22 protein-coding genes are annotated in these 19625 nt (G+C 68.3%); 12 read left to right on the plus strand and 10 right to left on the minus strand.

Annotation, left to right across the window (positions count from 1 at the left end; all coding sequences use genetic code 11):
• Window positions 1-23 precede the first annotated feature (23 nt).
• Together GD627_RS11130 and GD627_RS11135 are read right to left on the minus strand one after the other, a co-directional pair.
• Window positions 24-986 carry a catechol 2,3-dioxygenase gene (locus tag GD627_RS11130; protein ID WP_152272564.1) on the minus strand — a complete coding sequence of 321 codons (963 nt, stop codon included), beginning with the start codon at window positions 984-986 and terminating at the stop codon, window positions 24-26.
• A 119-nt stretch (window positions 987-1105) separates the two neighbouring features.
• Complete coding sequence (locus GD627_RS11135; protein WP_152272565.1) at window positions 1106-1876, minus strand: NAD(P)-dependent oxidoreductase; 771 nt, start codon at window positions 1874-1876, stop codon at window positions 1106-1108.
• Between the two features lie 162 nt (window positions 1877-2038).
• Between GD627_RS11135 and GD627_RS11140 the strand changes: the two genes are divergently transcribed.
• The 4 genes from GD627_RS11140 to ligK all read left to right on the plus strand — a co-directional run bounded on the left by GD627_RS11140 (window position 2039) and on the right by ligK (window position 5785).
• The gene (locus GD627_RS11140; RefSeq protein WP_152272566.1) at window positions 2039-2701 is read left to right on the plus strand and encodes a GntR family transcriptional regulator; all 663 of its coding nucleotides are present in this window, start codon (window positions 2039-2041) and stop codon (window positions 2699-2701) included.
• 153 nt (window positions 2702-2854) lie between these two features.
• A complete protein-coding gene (locus tag GD627_RS11145) occupies window positions 2855-4057 on the plus strand; it encodes a 4-oxalomesaconate tautomerase (RefSeq protein ID WP_246165455.1) in 1203 nt (400 codons plus the stop codon).
• Window positions 4054-5109 (plus strand): amidohydrolase family protein, encoded by a 1056-nt coding sequence (locus tag GD627_RS11150; RefSeq protein ID WP_152272567.1) that lies wholly within the window; start codon window positions 4054-4056, stop codon window positions 5107-5109. The genes GD627_RS11145 and GD627_RS11150 overlap by 4 nt, the downstream gene beginning before the upstream one ends.
• On the plus strand, window positions 5102-5785 hold the full coding sequence (gene ligK / locus GD627_RS11155) for a 4-carboxy-4-hydroxy-2-oxoadipate aldolase/oxaloacetate decarboxylase (RefSeq protein ID WP_152272568.1): 684 nt from the start codon (window positions 5102-5104) through the stop codon (window positions 5783-5785). The genes GD627_RS11150 and ligK overlap by 8 nt, the downstream gene beginning before the upstream one ends.
• Here ligK and GD627_RS11160 read toward each other — a convergent pair.
• Window positions 5782-6273: a GNAT family N-acetyltransferase gene (locus tag GD627_RS11160; RefSeq protein ID WP_152272569.1), complete on the minus strand. Its 492-nt coding sequence runs from the start codon at window positions 6271-6273 to the stop codon at window positions 5782-5784. The genes ligK and GD627_RS11160 overlap by 4 nt on opposite strands.
• Window positions 6274-6505: 232 nt before the next feature.
• Between GD627_RS11160 and GD627_RS11165 the strand changes: the two genes are divergently transcribed.
• From GD627_RS11165 to budC, 6 genes are all read left to right on the plus strand, one after another.
• Window positions 6506-7090 carry a hypothetical protein gene (locus GD627_RS11165; protein WP_152272570.1) on the plus strand — a complete coding sequence of 195 codons (585 nt, stop codon included), beginning with the start codon at window positions 6506-6508 and terminating at the stop codon, window positions 7088-7090.
• Complete coding sequence (locus tag GD627_RS11170) at window positions 7090-7626, plus strand: hypothetical protein (protein ID WP_152272571.1); 537 nt, start codon at window positions 7090-7092, stop codon at window positions 7624-7626. Before GD627_RS11165 ends, GD627_RS11170 begins: the two co-directional genes overlap by 1 nt.
• Window positions 7627-7709: 83 nt before the next feature.
• Window positions 7710-8129 (plus strand): hypothetical protein, encoded by a 420-nt coding sequence (locus tag GD627_RS11175; protein WP_146363026.1) that lies wholly within the window; start codon window positions 7710-7712, stop codon window positions 8127-8129.
• A gap of 85 nt (window positions 8130-8214) precedes the next feature.
• Window positions 8215-8880 (plus strand): peptidyl-tRNA hydrolase, encoded by a 666-nt coding sequence (locus tag GD627_RS11180; RefSeq protein ID WP_152272572.1) that lies wholly within the window; start codon window positions 8215-8217, stop codon window positions 8878-8880.
• A gap of 42 nt (window positions 8881-8922) precedes the next feature.
• Entirely contained in the window at window positions 8923-10167 is a 1245-nt protein-coding gene (locus GD627_RS11185) for an MFS transporter (protein WP_246165456.1), read from the plus strand.
• A gap of 60 nt (window positions 10168-10227) precedes the next feature.
• A complete protein-coding gene (budC, locus tag GD627_RS11190; protein ID WP_152272573.1) occupies window positions 10228-10995 on the plus strand; it encodes a meso-2,3-butanediol dehydrogenase in 768 nt (255 codons plus the stop codon).
• 26 nt (window positions 10996-11021) lie between these two features.
• Here the strand turns inward: budC and GD627_RS11195 are convergent, their stop codons facing one another.
• Window positions 11022-11780, minus strand: coding sequence for an SDR family NAD(P)-dependent oxidoreductase (locus tag GD627_RS11195; protein ID WP_152272574.1), 759 nt, complete (start codon window positions 11778-11780; stop codon window positions 11022-11024).
• A 37-nt stretch (window positions 11781-11817) separates the two neighbouring features.
• The gene (gene nhaA, locus GD627_RS11200) at window positions 11818-13677 is read right to left on the minus strand and encodes a Na+/H+ antiporter NhaA (RefSeq protein ID WP_246165457.1); all 1860 of its coding nucleotides are present in this window, start codon (window positions 13675-13677) and stop codon (window positions 11818-11820) included.
• Between the two features lie 212 nt (window positions 13678-13889).
• On the opposite strand from nhaA, the gene scpC reads away from it, so the two are divergent.
• The gene (gene scpC, locus GD627_RS11205) at window positions 13890-15416 is read left to right on the plus strand and encodes a succinyl-CoA:acetate CoA-transferase ScpC (protein WP_152272575.1); all 1527 of its coding nucleotides are present in this window, start codon (window positions 13890-13892) and stop codon (window positions 15414-15416) included.
• Window positions 15417-15431: 15 nt separating this feature from the next.
• On the opposite strand, the gene GD627_RS11210 is transcribed toward scpC, so the two are convergent.
• Genes GD627_RS11210 through GD627_RS11220 form a run of 3 tightly spaced genes read right to left on the minus strand, consistent with a single transcriptional unit; the run spans window position 15432 to window position 16986 of the window.
• Window positions 15432-15812 carry an RNA-binding S4 domain-containing protein gene (locus GD627_RS11210; protein WP_146363014.1) on the minus strand — a complete coding sequence of 127 codons (381 nt, stop codon included), beginning with the start codon at window positions 15810-15812 and terminating at the stop codon, window positions 15432-15434.
• Between the two features lie 13 nt (window positions 15813-15825).
• Window positions 15826-16692 carry an HNH endonuclease gene (locus GD627_RS11215; protein ID WP_152272576.1) on the minus strand — a complete coding sequence of 289 codons (867 nt, stop codon included), beginning with the start codon at window positions 16690-16692 and terminating at the stop codon, window positions 15826-15828.
• Window positions 16693-16695: 3 nt separating this feature from the next.
• Complete coding sequence (locus tag GD627_RS11220) at window positions 16696-16986, minus strand: DUF1540 domain-containing protein (protein ID WP_146363010.1); 291 nt, start codon at window positions 16984-16986, stop codon at window positions 16696-16698.
• Window positions 16987-17123: 137 nt separating this feature from the next.
• Here GD627_RS11220 and zapE point away from each other — a divergent pair, with 137 nt between their 5' ends.
• Complete coding sequence (zapE, locus tag GD627_RS11225; RefSeq protein WP_152272577.1) at window positions 17124-18194, plus strand: cell division protein ZapE; 1071 nt, start codon at window positions 17124-17126, stop codon at window positions 18192-18194.
• A gap of 63 nt (window positions 18195-18257) precedes the next feature.
• Here the strand turns inward: zapE and GD627_RS11230 are convergent, their stop codons facing one another.
• On the minus strand, window positions 18258-19238 hold the full coding sequence (locus tag GD627_RS11230; RefSeq protein ID WP_152272578.1) for a hypothetical protein: 981 nt from the start codon (window positions 19236-19238) through the stop codon (window positions 18258-18260).
• Window positions 19235-19606: a DoxX family protein gene (locus GD627_RS11235; RefSeq protein ID WP_246165458.1), complete on the minus strand. Its 372-nt coding sequence runs from the start codon at window positions 19604-19606 to the stop codon at window positions 19235-19237. Before GD627_RS11235 ends, GD627_RS11230 begins: the two co-directional genes overlap by 4 nt.
• Window positions 19607-19625: the final 19 nt, after the last annotated feature.

Raw genomic sequence — 19625 nt, forward strand, 5'->3', positions numbered from 1 at the left:
GTTTGAAGGGATCCGCGCGCTGGTCAGCTGGCGGGGAGCTCCACCGGGGGAGTGCCGTGGGTGTGGAAGGTGCTGATGGTCTTCATCCCCCAGGCCTGGCCCTTGGCACGCTCCGCCTCGGACCATTCAATGGTCTTCCAGTCCGGGGCCAGGATCAGGCGTGCCCCGGCGTTGCAGAACTCGATCCGGTTGCCGCCGGGCTCGTACACGTACAGGAAGAACGTCTGCTGGATGGCGTGCTTATGCGGACCGGTTTCAATGTGGATGCCGTTCTCCAGGAAGATATCCGCGGCCTTGAGGATGTCTTCCCGGGTGTCGGTGGCGAACGCCACGTGGTGCAGCCGGCCGCTGCTGCCGGTCCAGTCACCGCTGTACACCAGATCGTAGGACTTGTTGGAGAAGGTGAACCACTGGCCGGACAGCATGCCGTTGTCCAACCTGATCTGTTCAGTGGGCTTGCCGCCGAGCACCTCCTCCACGAACCTGCCGTTTTCCGCCACGTCCTTTCCCAGGAAGTTCACGTGGTCCAGACGGCGGGCATTCACCCCGCGGCCCGGAAAGCGGTCCGCCTGGTTCTTCAGGGCCGGCCGGGACTCCTCCGTGGGGACGTGCCATTCGCTGTCGAAGTAGATGTCCATCGGATGCCCGTCCGGATCCGTGAAGGCGTAGGTCTTGCCCATGCCGGGACCGCCGTCGTGCCAGCCGACGCCGCGTCCTGCAGCCTCAATGGCCGCGACGCGGCGCTGCAGCGCCTCTTCACTGGCGGCACGCAGGCCCAGGCGGCCGACGCCGGAGGTCTCGTGCGCGGTCAGCTTGATGGTGTGGTGTTCGTAGTCGTCCCACGCGTGCAGGTAGGCCGAATCGCCGTCCCGCCCGACTTCGCGCATTGCCAGCAGCTCGGTGAAGAACCAGAGGCTCTTCTCGAAATCCGGGGTATACAGTTCCACGAAGCCCAGGTGGGCCACGTCGCGAAAAGCACTAGCCATAGTGGTGTCCTTTGCAGTCTGCTCGATCGGCATGGGCTTCGTTGCCTGCCTGCCCCGAAGCGGTGCTGAGAGTCAATCAGCGGCCCCGGAAAGTGTCAACAATTTCGCAGACAATGCCGTCAGGAGTCCGCTGCCAGGGCGGACAGCCAGCGCAGGGTGCCCTCCGTCATCCACGCCGGCGTCCCCAGCGTGCCGAGGTAGGCGAGGGAGTCTTCCACCTCGTGGGCACGCCGCACCGCATGCGTATGCGAGCCCTCGATCAGGCGGGCCACCAGCGCCGGACCCTCCGGGCCCAGCTCCCCGGCAATTTCCGCCAGCAGCCATTCCTCCGCGCCCGCCGCCTGTCCCGCAGCGGAAGACTCCAGCACCAGCCCGGCCAGCCCCTTCATAAAGACACTGCGCAGCAGCTTGCGCCCGGCCGCGGCTCCGGCAGGACCGGGAACTGTCTGCACCGGTGCGCCAAGGCTTTCCATCAGTGCTGCAAACCGATCCGCGGCCGGGCCGCTGACGAGCAGCGGGGTCCGGCTGCCGGCACGCGGGACGGGTGCCATGACCGCCACGTCCACGAACGGTACGCCGTGCCGTGCGGCGACCTCGGCCAGCCCGGCTTTGCTGTCCGGACCCGAGGTATTGAAATCCGCGAAGACCGCGCCGGGCCCCAGCAGCGGAAGCACCTGCTCCGCCACGCTGCCGGCTGCGCCGGCGCCGACCAGGCTGATAGCCAGCTCGGTTCCGGCCAGGGCTTCCGCCGGGGAGTCGAACTGGCGGATGCCGGTGCTGCGGGCGTCGGTGAAGGGGTCATAGCCGCGTACGTCGGCCCCGGACTCCGCTAGTCCCAGGGCGTACAAACGCCCGGCTTCGCCCAGGCCCAGTACGGTCACCGCGGTCATGGTGTGTCCTCTCGTCGCTGTCCGCCGATTATCGCCATGATTGTCAACAATGCCAAGTGCGGCGGCAGCACCCGGCGCCGGCACGGGCAGGGGCAGTGATTTACTTGACGTGACAGGACCCGTGACGGGGTAATGGATGCCGTTTCCCCAAGGAGCTTCCAGATGACAGCAGATGCAGCAGCGACCACCAGTAACGCTGCGCAGGTGGCGGACGCCCTCCGTGCGGCCATTCTGGACGGCGAGCTGGTGCCGTCCCAGCGGCTCGTGGAAGCGGACCTGTGCAGCCGGTTCAACGCCAGCCGCAGTGCGGTCCGGTCCGCGCTGGCCGAACTTGCCGTCGAGGGAGTGGTGGAACGGGTGCAGAACCGCGGGGCCCGCGTGCGGTCAGTCTCCGTGGAGGAAGCCGTGGAAATCATCGAAGTCCGCGGCGTCCTGGAGGCGCTGTGTGCCCGCAAGGCGGCGGACAGAATCGATGCAGGCCAGGCGGCCGAGCTCCGGCAGATGGCCGGCGAGATGGCCTCTGCCGTGAAGGCCGGAGAGCTGATGCGCTATTCGGAGACGAACTCCCGGCTGCACCGCCGGATCGTTGAAATCAGCGGACAGGGCACCGCAGGGGCCACCATCGAAAGACTGCGGGCACAGAATGTGCGCCACCAGTTCCGGCTCGCCATCCAGCCCGGGCGTGCCGCCGTCTCCCTGCCGGAGCATGTGGACATCATCGAGGCGATCTGCGCCGGGCAGGGGGAGCAGGCAGCCCGGATGATGGAGTCCCACATGGCCAGCATTGCCGAGGCGATCCGGCGGGCCGGATCCGCCTCAAGCTGAGCGGGCGGTCCGGTCGGCCGCCGCGGCGGCACGGACGGGAAGCGCCCTCTGGACGTTGGGCGCCGCAAAGGCAGCGCCGGCGCGGGTGCGGCCGCCCTCCCCGGGTTGTCACCGTTATTGTCAACAATATGGTGCACGAGGTACATTCTGGTGGTGCAGATCACAGACGCGTTGCCCTCGTTCCCCTCCGGCTTCGCGGGCGCCGGCAGCCAGGCCGGGATTCCCTGCTGGTTCATGCGCGGCGGTACCTCCCGGGGACCGTTCTTCCGCCGCACGGACCTGCCCGCCGATGCGCAGCAGCGCGACGAGGCACTGGTCGCGGCTCTCGGATCCGGGCACCCGCTGCAGATCGACGGGCTCGGCGGCGGCAACCCGCTCACCAGCAAGGTGGGGATGGTGGATGTCAGCAGCCGGGACGGGGTGGACCTGGAGTTCCTGTTCGCGCAGCTGCAGCCCACGGGAACCACCGTGGACACCACGGCCAACTGCGGCAACATGCTCGCCGCCGTCGTTCCCTTCGCGGTGGAGGCCGGGCTGCTGGTTCCCGACTCAGACATCACCACGGCGCGGGTCCTGACACTGAACACCGGCATGGTCGCCGAAATCAGCATTCCCACCCCGGCGGGTCCCGGCGGCAGGTTTGTCGAGTACACCGGAGATATCCGCATCGACGGAGTCCCCGGTACGGCGGCGGCCGTGACCATCAATTTCCTCGACACGGCCGGCTCCGTGTGTGCCTCGCTGCTTCCCACCGGCAGCCCCGCCGACACCGTGGAGCTCGACGGCGGAGGCCCGGTCCGCGTCACGTGCATCGACAACGGGCAGCCGCTGGTGATGGTCCGTGCGGAGGACGTGGGCTGCACCGGCTACGAATCCGCCGCGGACCTGAACCGGAACGCCGAACTGAAGCAGACCCTGGAGAAGCTGCGGCTACAGTGCGGGCACCTGATGGGCCTGGGAGACGTCACCGCCCGGAACTACCCGAAGATGACGCTGATCGCCCCGCCGGCGCACGGCGGCACCCTCAGCACGCGCAGCTTCATCCCGCACGTCTGCCACGAATCCATCGGCGTGCTCGCGGCCGTCACCGCGGCCACCGCGTGCGTCATCGACGGCACCGTGGCTCAGGACGTGAGCACGGTTCCCCGCACCGGCCCCGGGGAGGGGCTGACGGTTTCCGTGGAGCATCCGTCCGGTGAATTCACCGTGGAACTCGGGCTGGACCCGGAAGACCCGCAGCATGTCACCAGGTCCGCCCTGCTGCGTACGGCCCGGCTGATTATGGCCGGCGAAGTTTTTGTCCCGCGCCGGTCCGGGAGCACCCGGACGGCCGCAGCAGAGGAGAGCGCACAGTGATCATCGATTGCCACGGCCACTACACCACAGCCCCGCCGGCGCTGGGTGCCTGGCGGGACCGGCAGATTGCGGCGCTCGCAGAGCCCCGCACCGCCGCCCCGGACCCGGCGGACCTGGTCATCAGCGATGATGAACTGAGGGAGAGCATCTCGGCGAACCAGCTGCGTCAGATGGATGAGCGCGGGATCGACCTGACCGTGTTTTCCCCCCGCGCCTCCTTCATGGCGCACCACGTGGGGGACGCGTCCACCTCCGCGGCCTGGGCGGCCATCTGCAACGAGCTGTGCTTCCGGGTCAGCCAGCTCTTTCCGGACCGCTTTGTTCCCGCCGCCATGCTGCCGCAGTCGCCCGGGGCGGACCCGGCCAGCTGCATCCCGGAACTGGAACGCTGCGTCAACGAGTACGGTGCGGTGGCGCTGAACCTCAACCCGGACCCCTCCGGCGGTTACTGGACCTCCCCGCCGCTGACGGACCGCTCCTGGTATCCGATCTACGAAAAGATGGTCGAATACGGCCTGCCGGCGATGATCCACGTGAGTACCAGCGTGAACCCCGCCTTCCACACCACGGGATCCCACTACCTCAATGCGGACACCACGGCGGTGATGCAGCTGATTCAGGGCGACCTGTTTGCGGACTTCCCGGAGCTTCGATTCGTGATCCCGCACGGCGGCGGGGCAGCCCCCTACCACTGGGGACGGTTCCGCGGACTGGCCATGGCGCTGAAGAAGCCGCCGCTGGAGGAACATCTGCTCAACAACGTCTTCTTCGACACCTGCGTCTACCACCAGCCCGGCATTGAACTGCTGCTGGAGGTTATGCCCACCCGGAACATCCTTTTCGCCTCGGAGATGATCGGAGCGGTCCGCGACATCGACCCCGGCACCGGGTTCAACTTCGATGACACCGGACGCTATCTGGAGGCGGCCGGCCTGACCGTCGAGGAACTCGAGGATATCCGTGAGAACAATGTCCGCGCCGTGTATCCGCGTCTGGACGCCCTGCTGAGGCGGCAGGGACGGGAACCCCAAAGGAGCAGCACCCATGCATGAACTCGGAGTGGTCCACCGCAGCATCACCCGTGCCCCGCAGGCCGCCGTCGAGGCACTGGCCCCGTACGGAACCAGCACCGTACACGAGGCGATGGGCAGGCTGGGACTGATGCGCCCCTACATGCGTCCCGTCTATCCGGGAGCCCGGCTGTGCGGTCCGGCCGTGACCGTGCTGCTGCAGCCGGGGGACAACTGGATGCTGCACGTGGCCGTGGAACAACTGCAGCCCGGCGACGTGCTCGTGGCAGCCTGCACCACGGAAAGTGAAGACGGGTTTTTCGGCGAACTGCTGGCCACCTCGGTGCGTGCCCGCGGCGGGGCGGGCCTGGTGATCGACGGCGGTTGCCGGGACGCAGCAGCACTGCAGGACATGGACTTTCCCGTGTTCTCACGGGCCGTCAATGCCAAGGGGACGGTCAAGGCGACCTTGGGATCGGTGAATATTCCGGTCGTCTGCGCCAACGCCCTGGTGAACCCCGGGGACGTGGTGGTGGCGGACGTGGACGGCGTCGTCGTTGTTCCGGCGGACCGTGCCGCCGAGGTGGCTGAAGCCTCCCGGAAGCGTGAGGACAATGAAGCAGCCAAGCGCGCGCGCCTCGCTGCCGGGGAACTTGGACTGGACATGTACTCGATGCGGGGGCCGCTGGAAGCGGCGGGGCTGCGCTACCTCGACTAGCCGAGGTAACGCTTGAAGCCGATGTGCGAGGCCTCAAAACCCAGCCGCTGATAGAAACGGTGGGCTGCACTCCGCCGCGCATTGGAGGTGAGCTGGAGAAGCTCGGCGCCGTTGCGGCGGCCTTCGGCGACAGCCCAGTTCACCATGGCCGCGCCGAGCCCCCGGGACCGGAGATCGCCGCGGACGTGGACGGCCTCCAGCTGCAGCCGTGTTGCTCCGCCGGCCGCCAGACAGGGAATCAGCGTCAGCTGCATGGTCCCGGCGAGCTGGCCGGCTGGGTCCTCAACGGCGGCCAGGAAGTGGGCGGGATCCGCGGCAATGGCCGCATAGGCCCGCAGATACGGCTCCATCGGGCGGCCCCCCGGGGAGTCCGGCGGGGCCCCCAGGCTGTCGGCCGTCAGCAGGTCCGCGATTGGCCCGACGTCGCCGCGCTCCGCCCTGCGAATCAGGAAGGAACCGTCGAGCAGCGGGGCCGGAAGGATTTCCATGGCTGCAGTCTTCCACAGGACCCGCAAACAGGCTCCCTCCATTGACCCGGCAGGGCGGTGCCGGGCAGGGTTAATGGGACCGGATCACCGCTGCCGCCGTCAGGAGCCCGTTTATGCTGCGCATCCTTTCGATAGACGGCGGCGGCACCCGCGGGATCATCGGGAAAGTGCCGGTGCGCAGCCGGCCGGGGCACCCTTTCCGAGTCCGGCAAGAGACTGTAGAGAGGCAGCCGTGGGCGAAAACCTCAGGCGGGTCCGCAGAGTAACGCAGATGCGGTTCGGGGCGTCCGAGCCCGTGGACACTTACGCCCAGACCTATGCGCGACTCGACGCAGCCATTGCCTCGACCGCGGCACGCCAGGACGTCCTGCGGAGCCAGGTCCGGGCGGCCTGGGAAGTAATGCGGCACTACAGTGCGGTGACAAGGTCCTATGGAACCAGACTGAAAGCGCTGGAAGCCGTCATAGCCGACGAGCAGCTGGCGGGAGGCCAGACGGTCGACCTCGCTTCCACCGCGCGGCGTATGCATGAGCTTGCGGCACGCATTGAGGCCACCGCGCGCCACCATTTTGAAGTTGTCCGTGCGAAGGAATCCCGTGTGGAGGAATTGATGCAAAAACTGACAAGTTCCAAATCCCAGCTGAAACTGGCGCAGACGGCGGAGGACCATCAGAACCGGCTACGCGCCCTGGAAGCCGCCGGTGAGCAGGACCCCTTGGTTCTGGGACGGAACCGTTCCGACCACGAGCTGCGCGACGCAGCGCGGCTGGCACGCGAAGCGGAGGCGCTGGCAGGGCTGAAGGGGGGCTGGTCCTGATGGCGGCGCAGATTCAACCGGTGCTGGTCACCGTCCCCCTCAGCCCACGGCATCCCCATTCCGTCAGGACCATCGTGGGCCTCAGCATGGCTGCCATGTTGTTCCTCGTCCTGGGGGGCGGGGACCTGGCCACTCTGCTCATAGGCATCGGTTTCCTTTTCCATCCGGTGCGGGCAACCACGGACAAGCTGGTCCGGTGGCCGCGGCAGGACCGTGCAGACGCGGAAGCCCTCACCAGGGTGGTTCGCGAGTACTTTTACAACGCCCCGGCTGTGGATGTGCACGGTGTCCGGGAACTGGCCGCGAAGCGGCAGGTGCAGGTCAACGGCGGCGGGGGCGGACAGCTGCGCATTGCCCTCACCGGCCGCCGGAAGCCCACCGCGGCAGGGAGCAGGCCGGAGGCCAGGATGTCCTTCAAATGCGGGGACGTGGGGCTGACGGACTTCGACCGGCTGCTGCAGAACGCCGAAAACGATCCCTCCGTCCGGCGGGCGACGGACCGGATGCGCCGGCCGGAGACCGGGGCGGCGGCCTAGCTCCGGACCGTGTCCGGTGGTTCCGACCGGTGCCGGTGGGAACGGCGGCAGTTTGTGTGCCCGGCGGCTGAGATCATGGAAGTATGCAGACACTCAGCCTTCAGGAAGCCACCGCCCTCGCAGAACAGGCAGCAGCCGTGGCGGAGGCCCATATTCCCTACGGGTCGGGGCTGGGAGCCCCGACGTCCTTCACGCTTGCGTGGCTGATGGCAAACGCCGGGTTGGAGGATGTGAAGGTGGCCAGTGGAAGCTCGGGCATGGGGGACCATTTTTGGGTGGAGACGGATCAGTGGCGCATCGATCCGACCCTGCGCCAGTTCGCCCGGCTGAACGACCGTCCGCTGGTGGTTCCCGTCAGCGAGCCCGGCAACTTTGCCGCCGACAAGTACCATGCCGTGCCCCGCGCCCGGCAGGACGCAGTGCGGGAAGTCTCCTATGGATTCCGCAACGCGGCCGAAACCGAGGCGTTCGTGGACGAGATGGAGGCAGCCGTCCGGCTGTAGGCTTCCAGGCCCCCGTCCGCCGGGGTGCCGGCCGGGCCGTCCCGCCCCGGGAAACCTCCGGGTGCGAACGTGGAAAACTGGAACCATGCAGCCGTTCGACAAAGTCCAGCCCATTGTCCTGCTGGTGGATAAAACGCATCCCGCCGCTCACCGGGACGCCGTGGCCGCCGCCGCCGTCGCCAGTGTCCGGGCCTACACCGCCACCGAGGACAGCGAGGCGTGGGAAAACTGGCTCTACGGCCGGTTCACGAAAACCGTCCGCCGCGCCAATCCCACGACGTTTGAGCGCCTGGCCGCCGAAGCGCCTTCGGGTCCTGTGACGGTGGGCCGCGCACAGGCCCTCGCCTTCGAACCGGTCACCTACGAAGAGATGCCCAAGAACCTGGCCAAGCTGCAGGTTTCCGGCACCCAGCTGCCGGATGAGGACCCTGCACCCCGGCCGGCGGACAGCCCGGAGATCGTCCTGAACGCAGACCTGGAAATGTCCACCGGCAAAGCCTCCGCGCAGGCCGCCCACGCGCTGCTGTCCTGGTACCTGCAGCTGGATCCCGCCGCCCGGCAGGCCTGGCAGGATGCCGGGGAGCCTGCGGGCGTGCGCTTCACCGCGGGGGAGCAGTTCACGGAGCTGGCCGCCCGCCCCGGTGCCGGTCCGCTGATAGTCGATGCCGGGATGACCGAGATTGCGCCGGACACCGCCACCGCGTTCGTAGCGGCGGCAAGCTTCAGTCCGGCCGCCGGTTCCCGCGCCTGACATACAGGCACCGCGTGCCTGGACCGTGATAGAAAGACTCGGGTGAGCCAGAGCAAGAGAACGCAGGAAAAGACCACTGGGCGCGGATCCACCCTGCCCTTCTGGCTGATCGCCGCCGCCGTGGTTCTGGTGGCCGTGAACCTGCGCCCCGGAGCGTCCTCCGTGGGACCGGTCCTGGCCGAACTGCAGGCAGGGCTGGGCCTGGACGCCACGGCTGCCGGTGTGCTGACCGCGCTGCCCGGCCTGACCTTCGCGGCAGTCGGAGCGCTCGCCGTCGCCCTGTCCCGCAAAGCCGGTATCAACGGCTCGATTGTCCTGGCCCTGGCTGCGGTGGCCGGCGGACTGCTGGTGCGGGCCTTCGTGGATTCGGCGGTGCTGTTCCTGGTGCTGACGGTGCTGGCCTTCGCCGGCATGGCGGTGGGTAACATCCTTGTCCCGGCCTTCATCAAGCGCCACGGCGGCAGGCACCTGCCGGTCCTGAACTCGGTCTACGGCACCACTCTCGCCCTGGGTGCCACCCTGCCGCTGTTGTTCGGCGGCATCCTCGCCGGCACGGATGCGGAGGGCTGGCGGCTAAGCCTGGGACTCTGGGGAGCAGCGGCGCTGGGCGCCTGCATCTTCTGGGCGGTCCTGACACTGCGCACCGGCCGTGACCCGGTAGCTGCTGTCGGCGGGGGACGGCGCACCAGGACGCGGATGCGGTCTTCACGCACCGCCGTCGCGCTGAGCATTTTCTTCGGCGTGCAGTCGATGCATGCCTATGTCCAGTTCGGCTGGATGGCCCAGATCTACCGTGACGCAGGGCTGGAGCAGGCCACTGCCGGACTGATGGCCGCGATCATTGCCGGTCTCGGCATTCCCGGCGGGCTGATCATGCCCGTGCTGGTGGCCCGTTCCCCGCGGCTGCGGTTCTACATTGCCGGACTCGGTGTCTGCATGGTGGCCGGCTACAGCGGGCTGCTGCTGATACCGGACACGCTGCCGTGGCTGTGGGCAGTGTTCCTGGGCGTGGCCGGATTCGCGTTCCCCACCGCGCTGGCCCTGATCACCGCCCGTTCCCGGGAGCCGCAGGTGACCGCGCAGCTTTCGGGCTTCATCCAGCCCGTCGGGTACCTGCTGGCCGCAACGGGCCCGTTCGCCATCGGTGCCCTGCACGAGCTGTCCGGCAGCTGGACCCTGCCGATCTCCCTCCTCATCGCCTCCTCCGTCATCATGGTGGGCGCCGGCATCCGTGCTGCCGCGCCCCGGTATGTGGATGACGAGCTCGAGGCGCAAAACGCCCGGTGATAGGTTCGAAAGGTTCGGCATTGCCTAGCCGGACTGCTTCCAGGAGAGGAGAACCTGCACATGGAAAACCGTTTTGAGGGCAAAATCGTCATTGTCACCGGCGCCGGATCCGGCATCGGCGAAGCAGCGGCACGGGGGTTCGTTGCCGAAGGAGCCACCGTTGTCCTGACCGACACCGTGGCAGAGAAAATCACCGCCACGGCAGCCGACCTGCCGGACGGCACGGCCACCGCCGTCGTCGCCGATTCGGCGAACTGGGACGACATCCGCAAGGTCGTCGAGGACACCGTGGCTGCCCACGGGCACCTGGACGTGCTGGTGAACAACGCCGGTACGCTGGCCAACGGTCCGGTCGAAGAGACCGAGGTCGAGGAATGGCACCGGGTCATCGAGACCGATCTGTCGGGTGTTTTCTACGGTACCAAGGCCGCTATTCCGTACCTGATCGAATCCAAGGGCTGCATCGTCAACACCTCATCGGTCTCCGGCATGGCCGCCGACTGGAATATGAGCGCCTACAACGCCGCCAAGGGCGGGGTCAACAACTTCACCCGCGCCGTTGCCCTGGACCACGGCAAGGACGGGGTCCGCGTGAACGCCGTGGCGCCGGGCCTGATCTGGACCGACCTGGTCGAGGACAAAAAAGACGATGAGGAGCAGAAGGCGAAGTTCGCCGAACGCATCGCCCTGGGCCGCCCCGGCCAGCCGGACGAGGTGGCGGACGCGATCCTGTTCCTGGCCTCCGATGCCGCCCGGTTCATCACCGGAGCCATCCTGCCCGTCGACGGCGGCACCACGGCCAGCAACGGACAGCCGCAGCAGGCCTGAGGGACGGCGCCCTGCCCGGTACCGGGTCAGCGCAGGTGGGAGGCGCCGTTGACGTCGATGATGGTGCCGCTGGTCCAGATAGGTGCTTCGGTGGCCAGCCAGGCTACGGTCGCGGCGACTTCCTCCGGTTCCGCCACCCGGTTGAACGGACTCTGCGCCCGGATGGCAACGCCGCTTTCTCCCTCCAGTGCGGGACGGCCCATCCGGGTGTCCACGAACCCCGGGGCGACGGCGGCGGCGAAGATTCCGTGCGGTGCCAGCGAGAGTGCGAGGGACTGGGTCAGGGCATGCAGGCCGGCTTTGCTGGCGCCGTAGGCCGGGTTGTCCGGTTCCCCGCGGTAGGCACCGCGCGATCCGACGTTCACCAGCCGGCCGCCCGCCGGCCCCTGGCTCCGGGACAGCAAATGCCCGGCCATCAGCCGGCATAGATTCGCCGGCGCCATCAGGTTCACGTCAATGGTCTGCCGCCAGGCTGCCTCCCAGTCCTCAAAGGACCCGGACGTCACCGGCTGGGAACGGAAAATCCCCGCGTTGTTCACCAGGACGTCCAGCCCGCCCAGCTGATCCACCGCCTCGGCGAAAACCTGCCGGCAGCCCTCCGGAGAAGCCAGATCCCCCACGACGACGGCGTGGCCGCTCCCGGGAAGGGCGGCCGCCACCCGACGCGCGGCCTCGGCGTCGTGCCCGGCATGGACCGCCACCGTGTGGCCCGCCTCCGCGAGTGCGGCGGCAATTGCTGAACCGATGCCGCGGCCGGCGCCGGTGACCAGGATGTTTGAGTTCATGGGTTCAGAGCCTACCCGGACGGCCGGTTGCCGCGGGTCAGGGCCGCCGGGTGCCAGGACCGGAAAGCCGGGACGCTTCCAGCGCCGCGATCAGGGTGGCGGCGTCGTAGGGGCCGTGGTGTCGGCGGGTGCCGATAAAAAACGTGGGGGTGCCGTGCAGGTCCATGGACTCGGCGTCCAGGGCATCATCCAGCACCCGGTTGCTGACCTCGGCGGAGCGCTGGTCCGCCTCGAAACGTTCCATATCCAGTCCCATCTCCTCGGCGGCGCGGAGCAGGTCCTCCGGCAGCAGGTCATCCTGGTGTTCAAAGAGATGGGCGCTGTACGGCAGGAACTGCCCCTGGCGGGCAGCTGCTTCCGCGGCTTCGGCGGCGGCGACGGCGTTCGGGTGGACCCGGGAGAGTGGAAAATGCCGCCAGACGTAGCGCAGCTCCGGCCCGAAGTGCTCCCGGACTTCCATAATGGTGCCGGTGGCCTTGCTGCAGAAGGGGCATTCATAGTCCCCGTATTCCACCAGCGTCAGCGGGGCATCGGGCGGTCCCACCACGTGGTCCCGGCCCGGGTCCACCGGACGGGCCAGGATCTGCCCCGGAGGTACGGCCGGACGGCGCCGCTCTTCCACCCGGAAGACCACGGTCCCTGCGGCGAAGGCCAGGACGGACGCGGCGAGCACGGCCACCCGGGCCTCGTTCTGCAGGACGGGATCCTCGATGGCCAGGCCGATGATGAACAGGGCGATGGTGAATCCGATGCCGGAGAGGGCCGCTCCGCCGGCGATGCGTCCCAGGGTCAGTCCCGGACCGAATTCACCGATCCGCAGCCGCTTCAACACGGCTGATGCCCCGAAGATGCCCAGGAATTTCCCCAGGACCAGGCCGCCGACGATGCCCCAGGCCAGCGGGGACCGGGCCGCCCGGTCCAGGGTCGCCCCGTCCAGCCGAACCCCGGCATTGGCCAGGGCGAACAACGGCAGGATCAGGTAGTCCACGTACGGGGTATAGGCGCTGTGCAGGCGTTCGTTGATGGAAATCGATTCCCGCAGGCTGGAGGCTGCGGCGCGGGCGTACCCCGAGTTGGGGGATTGGCGGAAAATGCGGGCCAGGTCCAGCGCGTGCTCCACCTGGTGCCTGCTGGGAGCGAACACGGGGACCAGCAGGGCGATTCCCACACCGGCGAGGGTCGGATGCACGCCCGAGGCGTAAAAGGCCAGCCAGGTGAGCACAGCCAGGACGGCATAAACCGGACCGCGGCCCCGGGGCAGATACCGGGTGCAGAACACGGCTGCCAGCCCCGCGAAAGCCAGGACAAGAGCCGCAGGCTCCAGATGGTCGGTGTAGACGACGGCGATGACGCTGAGGGCGGCAACGTCGTCGACCACCGCCAGGGTCAGCAGGAAGATCCGCAGCCGGCCGGGCACCTTCGGACCCACAATGGCCAGGGCACCCAGCAGGAAGGCGGTATCCGTGGAGATGACCACACCCCAGGCACCGGCGTTTTCCGTGCCGGCGGTGAACGCCAGGAAGATCACCGCCGGCACGGCAAGCCCAGCGGCGGCCGCGACCACCGGGACCACGGCCCGGGAGCGGTTGGTCAGCTCGCCGAGGGCAAATTCCCGCCGCACTTCTAGCCCCACCACAAAAAAGAAGACGGCCATCAGGGCGTCATTGACCAGCTCCCGCAGGGTCAGCTCCAGGCCCGTTCCGCCGGCCCGCACCTGCACGGTGGTGTCCCAGAAATTCCCGTAGGAGGCGGCCGCCGGTGCGCTGGCCCAGATGCCGTTGGCCCACAGCACCGCGGCGAGGGTGGCCAGCAGCAGCAGGGCAGCAGGGCGCTTGTCTGCCGCACCCCCACTGGTCCTGACGGGGGCGGTGGCGATGCGTTGCGGCCGGCCGGGCACGGGAGGCACTCAGACCCGTGCCGGCGCAGGTGCCTGCAGCATAGGGGAATCCCTCCTGCGGAAGATGGTGGTCCCGACGCCTGGCAGCAGCAGGACGGACAACTGCCGCCCATCATAGGCGCGGCAGCGGACGTGGGCGCCAACACCCGACTATGAGGCACGGCTCACAGGGCGATAGGGTGAATTGATCTCGTTCTTTGAAAGGCTCCACCATGCACCGTCGCATTGCCCACGCTGGACTCCAGAAACTCGTTATGACCGCTGACCAGGCTGCGTCCATGATCCGGCCGGGAATGACGGTCGCCATGAGCGGCTTCACCGGAGCCGGCTACCCCAAGGCCGTGCCGCAGGCCCTCGCCGCCCAGATGGAAACGGCACATGCCCGGGGCGAGGAGTTCCAGATCAAGGTCCTCACCGGTGCCTCTACGGCCCCGGAGCTTGACGGCGTGCTGGCCAAGGCCGGCGGCATGGAACTGCGCCTGCCGTACCAGTCCGATCCCACAATGCGGAAACGGATCAACGACGGCGAACTCGAGTACATCGACATCCATCTGGGACACGTGGCCCAGTACACCTGGTTCGGGTTCTACGGGAAGATCGACCTGGCCGTCATCGAAGTGGTCGGCATCAACGAGGACGGCAGCCTCATTCCGTCCTCCTCCGTGGGCAACAACAAAACGTGGCTGGAGCAGGCGGACAAGGTCATCCTCGAGGTGAACCGCCAGCAGCCCGAAGCCATGGACGGCATGCACGACGTCTATTACGGCACCGCCCTGCCCCCGCACCGCAAGCCCATCATGCTGGTCAATCCGGACGACCGGATCGGCGAGCCCTACCTGCGCCTGGACCCGGAGAAGGTCATTGCCGTGGTGGAAACCGACGCCCCGGACCGCATGACCCCTTTCGCCGCCCCGGATGAAACCTCCCAGCAGATTGCCGGACACCTGCTGGACTTCTTTGACACCGAAATCAAGGCCGGACGGCTGACGGACAAGCTTCTTCCCCTGCAGTCCGGGGTGGGCAACATCGCCAACGCCGTCCTCGCCGGGCTCTCCACCGCCGGCTACACCGGACTCACCGCGTACACCGAGGTGATCCAGGACGGAATGCTGCACCTGATCCGCGACGGCGTGATCCGGGTGGCGTCGGCAACCTCCTTCTCCCTGAGCCCGGCGGGCATCGAGGAGTTCAACGCCAACATCGACTTCTACCGCAAACGCATCATCCTGCGGACCCAGGAAATCTCCAACCATCCGGAACTGATCCGCCGGCTCGGCTGCATCGCCATGAACGGCATGATCGAAGCGGACATTTACGGCAACGTGAACTCCACCCATGTGGCCGGTACGTCCATGATGAACGGCATCGGCGGCTCGGGCGACTTCGCCCGCAACGGCTTCCTGTCCGCGTTCATGTCACCAAGCACCGCCAAGGGCGGCAAGATCTCCGGCATCGTCCCCATGGCCGCCCACGTGGACCATACCGAACACGACACGATGCTGATCATCACCGAGCGGGGCCTGGCGGATCTGCGCGGGCTTTCACCCAAACAGCGGGCCCGGACCATTATCGAGAAGTGCGCCCACCCGGACTTCCAGCCGCTGCTGCAGGATTATTTCGATCGTGCCAGCCGGGACAGCCTCGGCAAGCACACCCCGCACCTGCTGGACGAATCCCTGGCCTTCCACCAGCGGTTTGTGGAGACAGGCACCAGCCTGCCGGCAACGGCAGGCCTCTGACCTGAGGACGCCCGCCTAGCTGCCGCGCAGCCGGTCCAGTTCGCGGCGGTCCTTTTTGGTGGGGCGGCCGGCTCCCCGGTCCCGGACCGGAATGCCCAGTGCCGGAGCAGCGGGCCGGGCGGGAGTGGAGTCAATAAAGCAGTGCGAGGCAGCCTCGGCACCCACCCGCTTATTGATCAGCTGGCGTACCTCGAGGATCCGTTCGAAGCCGGGCTGCCGGATCCGGACGGTGTCCCCGGGCTGCACCGGCTGTGCGGCCTTGGCCGGATTGCCGTTCAACCGGACGTGGCCGGCACGGCACGCGGCGGTGGCGGCGGAGCGCGTCTTGTAGGCGCGGACCGCCCACAGCCAGGCGTCCACCCGGACGGATTTGGAAGTGCTCGCTGGAATGCTCATGGGAGTTCCGAGTCTAGCGAAGTCCGCGCAGCCGGGCGGCGTCCTCCAGCGCCTGCTGCTGTGCCGCGGTCACCACGGAGCCGAGGACGACGCCGGCCCCGCTCTGCCCTGCCCGTCCGGCGGCATCCGGGGCTGAAGCGAGCATGCCGCGCACCTCTGCGGGCGTGAACGGAACAGGCACCCCGGTATGCGCCACCGCATGGCAGGTAGGGCACAGCGGCACCAGGTCCGACACGGGATCCAGGACGTAGCCGGCGGCCGGATCCGGGCCCGGCACCAGATGATGCACCTGCATCAGCGCCTCGGTCCCCGGCCCGTACCGCTGGGCGGGGACCAGGCCGCAGGCCGCACAGACGGTTCCAAAGAAAGCCAGGCAGAGGCGCCGGGCCTCGGCGTCGTGCTCGTAGTCGTTAACGGGCCGCAGGCCCACGGCTCCGGGATCGAGTGTTCCCGGAACCGGACTCAACGGATCTGCTCCGGCGCCAAGGTACCCGGACCACAGCCGCCGAAGCGCGGGAACGGCTGCAGCCGGAATGGGTAGGACTTCCCCGGGCAGGGGGAGGGCCGGCAGGATGTCCGCCAGGTGGGACTCCGGCAGCTGCTCACCCAGGGGCAGCAGGAGATCAAAATCAACGATGACGGGGTCCGTGTCACGGCCGGACGGAGCAGCGACGACGCCGTGTCCCGCCAGTCCCCGCGGCCCCTGCCCGCTTATGCCGCCCAGCACCAGCCAGACCTCGGTTCCGGAAGCCGGCTGGAAACCGGTCAGGGGGATGCTCCGGCGGAAGCTACCGCCGCCGGCGACGGCGCCGACCGCCGGGCCGTACCCGTCCGGCCAGGACTCCCGGTCCGCAGCCCAGGTCAGCAGGACGGAGGGCACCGGTCAGCGCGGCTGATAGGTGAGGCAGTCAGCCAGTTCCGCGCCCGGTCCCACCCGCACATCGTGGGCGTCGCACATGAGGTGGCTGTTGAACCGGCACTCGTTGCGCTGGCAGGCCCCCACCTGGGCGAGGACCTTCGGCAGGCCGCCGGTGGCGGAGGTGTCAATGAAGGTGGAGCAGCTGGCGTGGTCCGGCGTACCGCCAACCGTGATGGCATAGGCGGTGCAGCCTTCATGGTTGAAGTCGCAGCTGGTCACGGTGCAATCCTGCACCTGGGCAACATGATCGGTCATGGTTCCTCCACAAGGTGGTCATACGTTCCGTGCCTGGCTTCGAACGTACCACCGCCGCACCGGAATAATTAGCGCGAATTTCCTTGCGCTATTTGCACCGGTTTGGCGTGAAACGGCCGGTTCGATACAACGGAAGGATGAATGCGCTCCAGGCCGCCGCCGACTCCTTCCACCTCGCAGCTGATGGACAGGGCATGGACCTGGATGCTGCCCAACTATCCGTCCTCCCCGCACTGGCCCGGGCGGCCGAAGCGGCCCGCTCACCGGAACCGGCACCGCAGAACACCTCCGTCTACCTGTGGGGGCCGCCCGGGCGGGGCAAAACCTGGCTGCTGGACACCCTGTTTGATTCCGTGGACATCCCGGACAAGCGCCGGCTTCATTTCCATGACTTTTTCCGGGAACTGCACGCGCTGGTCTTCGCCGGCTACGGAACCCCGGGCTACCGGCAGGAGTCCGCCTTCACCGCAGCCCTGGACCGGATGCTGGGCACCGTCCGGCTGCTGTGCTTTGACGAATTCCATGTCACTGATCCGGCCGATGCCGCCTTCATCACCCGGCTGCTCCGCACCGTGCTGGACCGCGGGATTGTCCTGGTGGCCACCTCCAACTACGCGCCGCAGGAGCTGCTTCCGGATGAGATGTTCCACCACCTGTTCGAGCCCGGGATTGCCCTGATCACCGGGCATCTGCAGGTACGGGAGCTGAACGGGGAGGTGGATTACCGCACCGTTCCCGGGCTGCGGCACGGCTCCGGTTTCGCCGCCGGGCACCACGTGCGCAGCGGCCATGCCCACCTGCTGGCCGAGGCCGGACTGGTCCCGCCCCGCCCGCAGGAAACGGTCCGCTTGGCACCGGGCACCCGGACGCTGCGGGCGCTGCGGGCCGGCGGCGGGCAGCTGTGGTTCGACTTCGAGGATCTGTGCCATGCACAATCGGCCACCTCCGATTACCTCGCACTGGTGCAGGACCACCGGCACTGGGTGATCAGCGGGGTGCCGGACGTGGACGGAGCCACTGCCTACGGCTGGCAGCGCTTCGGCAACGTTGTGGACGTGCTGTACGACGCCGGGTGCCGGCTGGACGTTATCGGACTGGCCGATTATGCGGGCGTGTTCCCGGGGACCGCGCATCCTACGGATCTGGCGCGGCTGTGCAGCCGGTTCGGAATGCTCCAGCAGCTGCCGGCGGCCGCCGGACAGCCGTAGTCCGCACAGCCCTCATCCGCCGCAGGCGCTGCGAGCGGCCGCACGGCCATGGTCCGCACGGCCCTAGTCCGCGCCGCCGGACGCGTCCCGGGCGTTCGCAAGCTTCTCCCGGGCCTTCTCCGCCGTCCGGCGGGCGGAACGGGCGGCGCGCCGGGCGTTGTCCCGCTCGCGTTCCAGTTTTCCGGAGCGCCGGTCCACGGCAGCCACTTCCCGCTCCAGCTGCCGGATCCGTTCCCGCAGTTCATCGATTTCATCCGTGAGCTCATCACGGTGGCCCGCGGATTCATCCACGTCCCGCTGGGCGGCGTCGAGCGCTTCCTGTGCCCGCTGCTCAGCGGCCTCCGCGTCTGCCAGCTCTGCCTGCGCCGTCCGCACGGCCCGCCGGGCCGCGGCCTGCCGGCGGCGTGCCTCCGCAGCGTCCACACTCCCGCCCTTGCCGCTGCCGCTGCCCTTGCCGCTGGCGCGGCCTGCGGGCCGGGAACCGGCCCCGCTCCCGTGCGGCACCGAGTCCGGGTCCGCCACCGCGCCGTCCAGGTCCACCTCGTCCCAGCCGCTGGCCGTGAGGGCGCGGATCAGCTGGCCGCTGGCCACGGCATCCGCCGCCGCGGGGTCGGTCATGGCGGCCCAGAGGGTCTGTTCCGCCTCGGCCGCCAGCGATTCGCTCACCGGGTGGTCCAGCCCGGCGGCCAGATCCCGTGCCTGGCGGACAATCGCGCGCAGCAGCCGTTGGCGTTCGGTGCTCAGCCGGCGCAGCTGTTTCCGGTCCAGATCGGCCTGGGCCTCGCGCAGCGCCGCTCCGAGCTGGAGCACCTGGTCCAGGTCTTCGCGCCGCCGGTCCGCCAGCAGATTGACCAGCCAGGCAGCCGTCGAAGGCTTAGGAAGTGCCTTGATCCGCCCCGCGAGTTCCTTATCCCCGGCCTTCCCCGCCTCGGCGGCCAGGGTGTTGCGGGCAGCAGTGAACTCCGAAGGCAGCAGCGGATAGAGCGCGGCGACGGCGGCAGCGAGCGACGGCGGGCCCGGGGTTGGTGTGGGCGCCGGGCTCACCCGAAGACGCCGAACCGTCCCAGCGCCACCACCAGGGAGAGCACCAGCAGGATCACGCCCAGGGGAATCCGGCTGCGTTCACCCCGCCGCACGTGGACGAGGACTGCCAAGGCCATCAACACGGCCAGCGCAGTCGCCGCCACCGGTGTCAGGACGGGCAGCAACCCCGTCGCCTGCGGCACAACAAGCCCCACGGCGCCCAGAACCTCGAGGACGCCGATCAGCTTCACGGTGCCCGCCGAATAGTCCTCGGGCCAGCGCAGAGTCTGCTGCAGACGCGTCTGGCTTTGGGTGATCTTTATAAAACCGACTCCGGCGAAAAGCAGCGCCAGTACTAGTTGAAGCAGCCACAAGACCAAGGACAGCATGGGTATCTCAGCGACTTTC

This window comes from Arthrobacter yangruifuii (assembly GCF_009192775.1).
Taxonomy (GTDB): Bacteria; Actinomycetota; Actinomycetes; order Actinomycetales; family Micrococcaceae; genus Arthrobacter_B; species Arthrobacter_B yangruifuii.

Excerpts from the sequence above, each read along its gene's own strand:
- GD627_RS11130 (WP_152272564.1), bottom strand. The coding sequence starts at position 986 with ATGGCTAGTGCTTTTCGCGACGTGGCCCACCTGGGCTTCGTGGAACTG.
- GD627_RS11135 (WP_152272565.1), bottom strand. The coding sequence starts at position 1,876 with ATGACCGCGGTGACCGTACTGGGCCTGGGCGAAGCCGGGCGTTTGTAC.
- GD627_RS11140 (WP_152272566.1), top strand. The coding sequence starts at position 2,039 with ATGACAGCAGATGCAGCAGCGACCACCAGTAACGCTGCGCAGGTGGCG.
- ligK (WP_152272568.1), top strand. The coding sequence starts at position 5,102 with ATGCATGAACTCGGAGTGGTCCACCGCAGCATCACCCGTGCCCCGCAG.
- GD627_RS11160 (WP_152272569.1), bottom strand. The coding sequence starts at position 6,273 with ATGGAAATCCTTCCGGCCCCGCTGCTCGACGGTTCCTTCCTGATTCGC.
- GD627_RS11170 (WP_152272571.1), top strand. The coding sequence starts at position 7,090 with ATGGCGGCGCAGATTCAACCGGTGCTGGTCACCGTCCCCCTCAGCCCA.
- GD627_RS11175 (WP_146363026.1), top strand. The coding sequence starts at position 7,710 with ATGCAGACACTCAGCCTTCAGGAAGCCACCGCCCTCGCAGAACAGGCA.
- GD627_RS11180 (WP_152272572.1), top strand. The coding sequence starts at position 8,215 with ATGCAGCCGTTCGACAAAGTCCAGCCCATTGTCCTGCTGGTGGATAAA.
- budC (WP_152272573.1), top strand. The coding sequence starts at position 10,228 with ATGGAAAACCGTTTTGAGGGCAAAATCGTCATTGTCACCGGCGCCGGA.
- GD627_RS11195 (WP_152272574.1), bottom strand. The coding sequence starts at position 11,780 with ATGAACTCAAACATCCTGGTCACCGGCGCCGGCCGCGGCATCGGTTCA.
- scpC (WP_152272575.1), top strand. The coding sequence starts at position 13,890 with ATGCACCGTCGCATTGCCCACGCTGGACTCCAGAAACTCGTTATGACC.
- GD627_RS11210 (WP_146363014.1), bottom strand. The coding sequence starts at position 15,812 with ATGAGCATTCCAGCGAGCACTTCCAAATCCGTCCGGGTGGACGCCTGG.
- GD627_RS11220 (WP_146363010.1), bottom strand. The coding sequence starts at position 16,986 with ATGACCGATCATGTTGCCCAGGTGCAGGATTGCACCGTGACCAGCTGC.
- zapE (WP_152272577.1), top strand. The coding sequence starts at position 17,124 with ATGAATGCGCTCCAGGCCGCCGCCGACTCCTTCCACCTCGCAGCTGAT.
- GD627_RS11235 (WP_246165458.1), bottom strand. The coding sequence starts at position 19,606 with ATGCTGTCCTTGGTCTTGTGGCTGCTTCAACTAGTACTGGCGCTGCTT.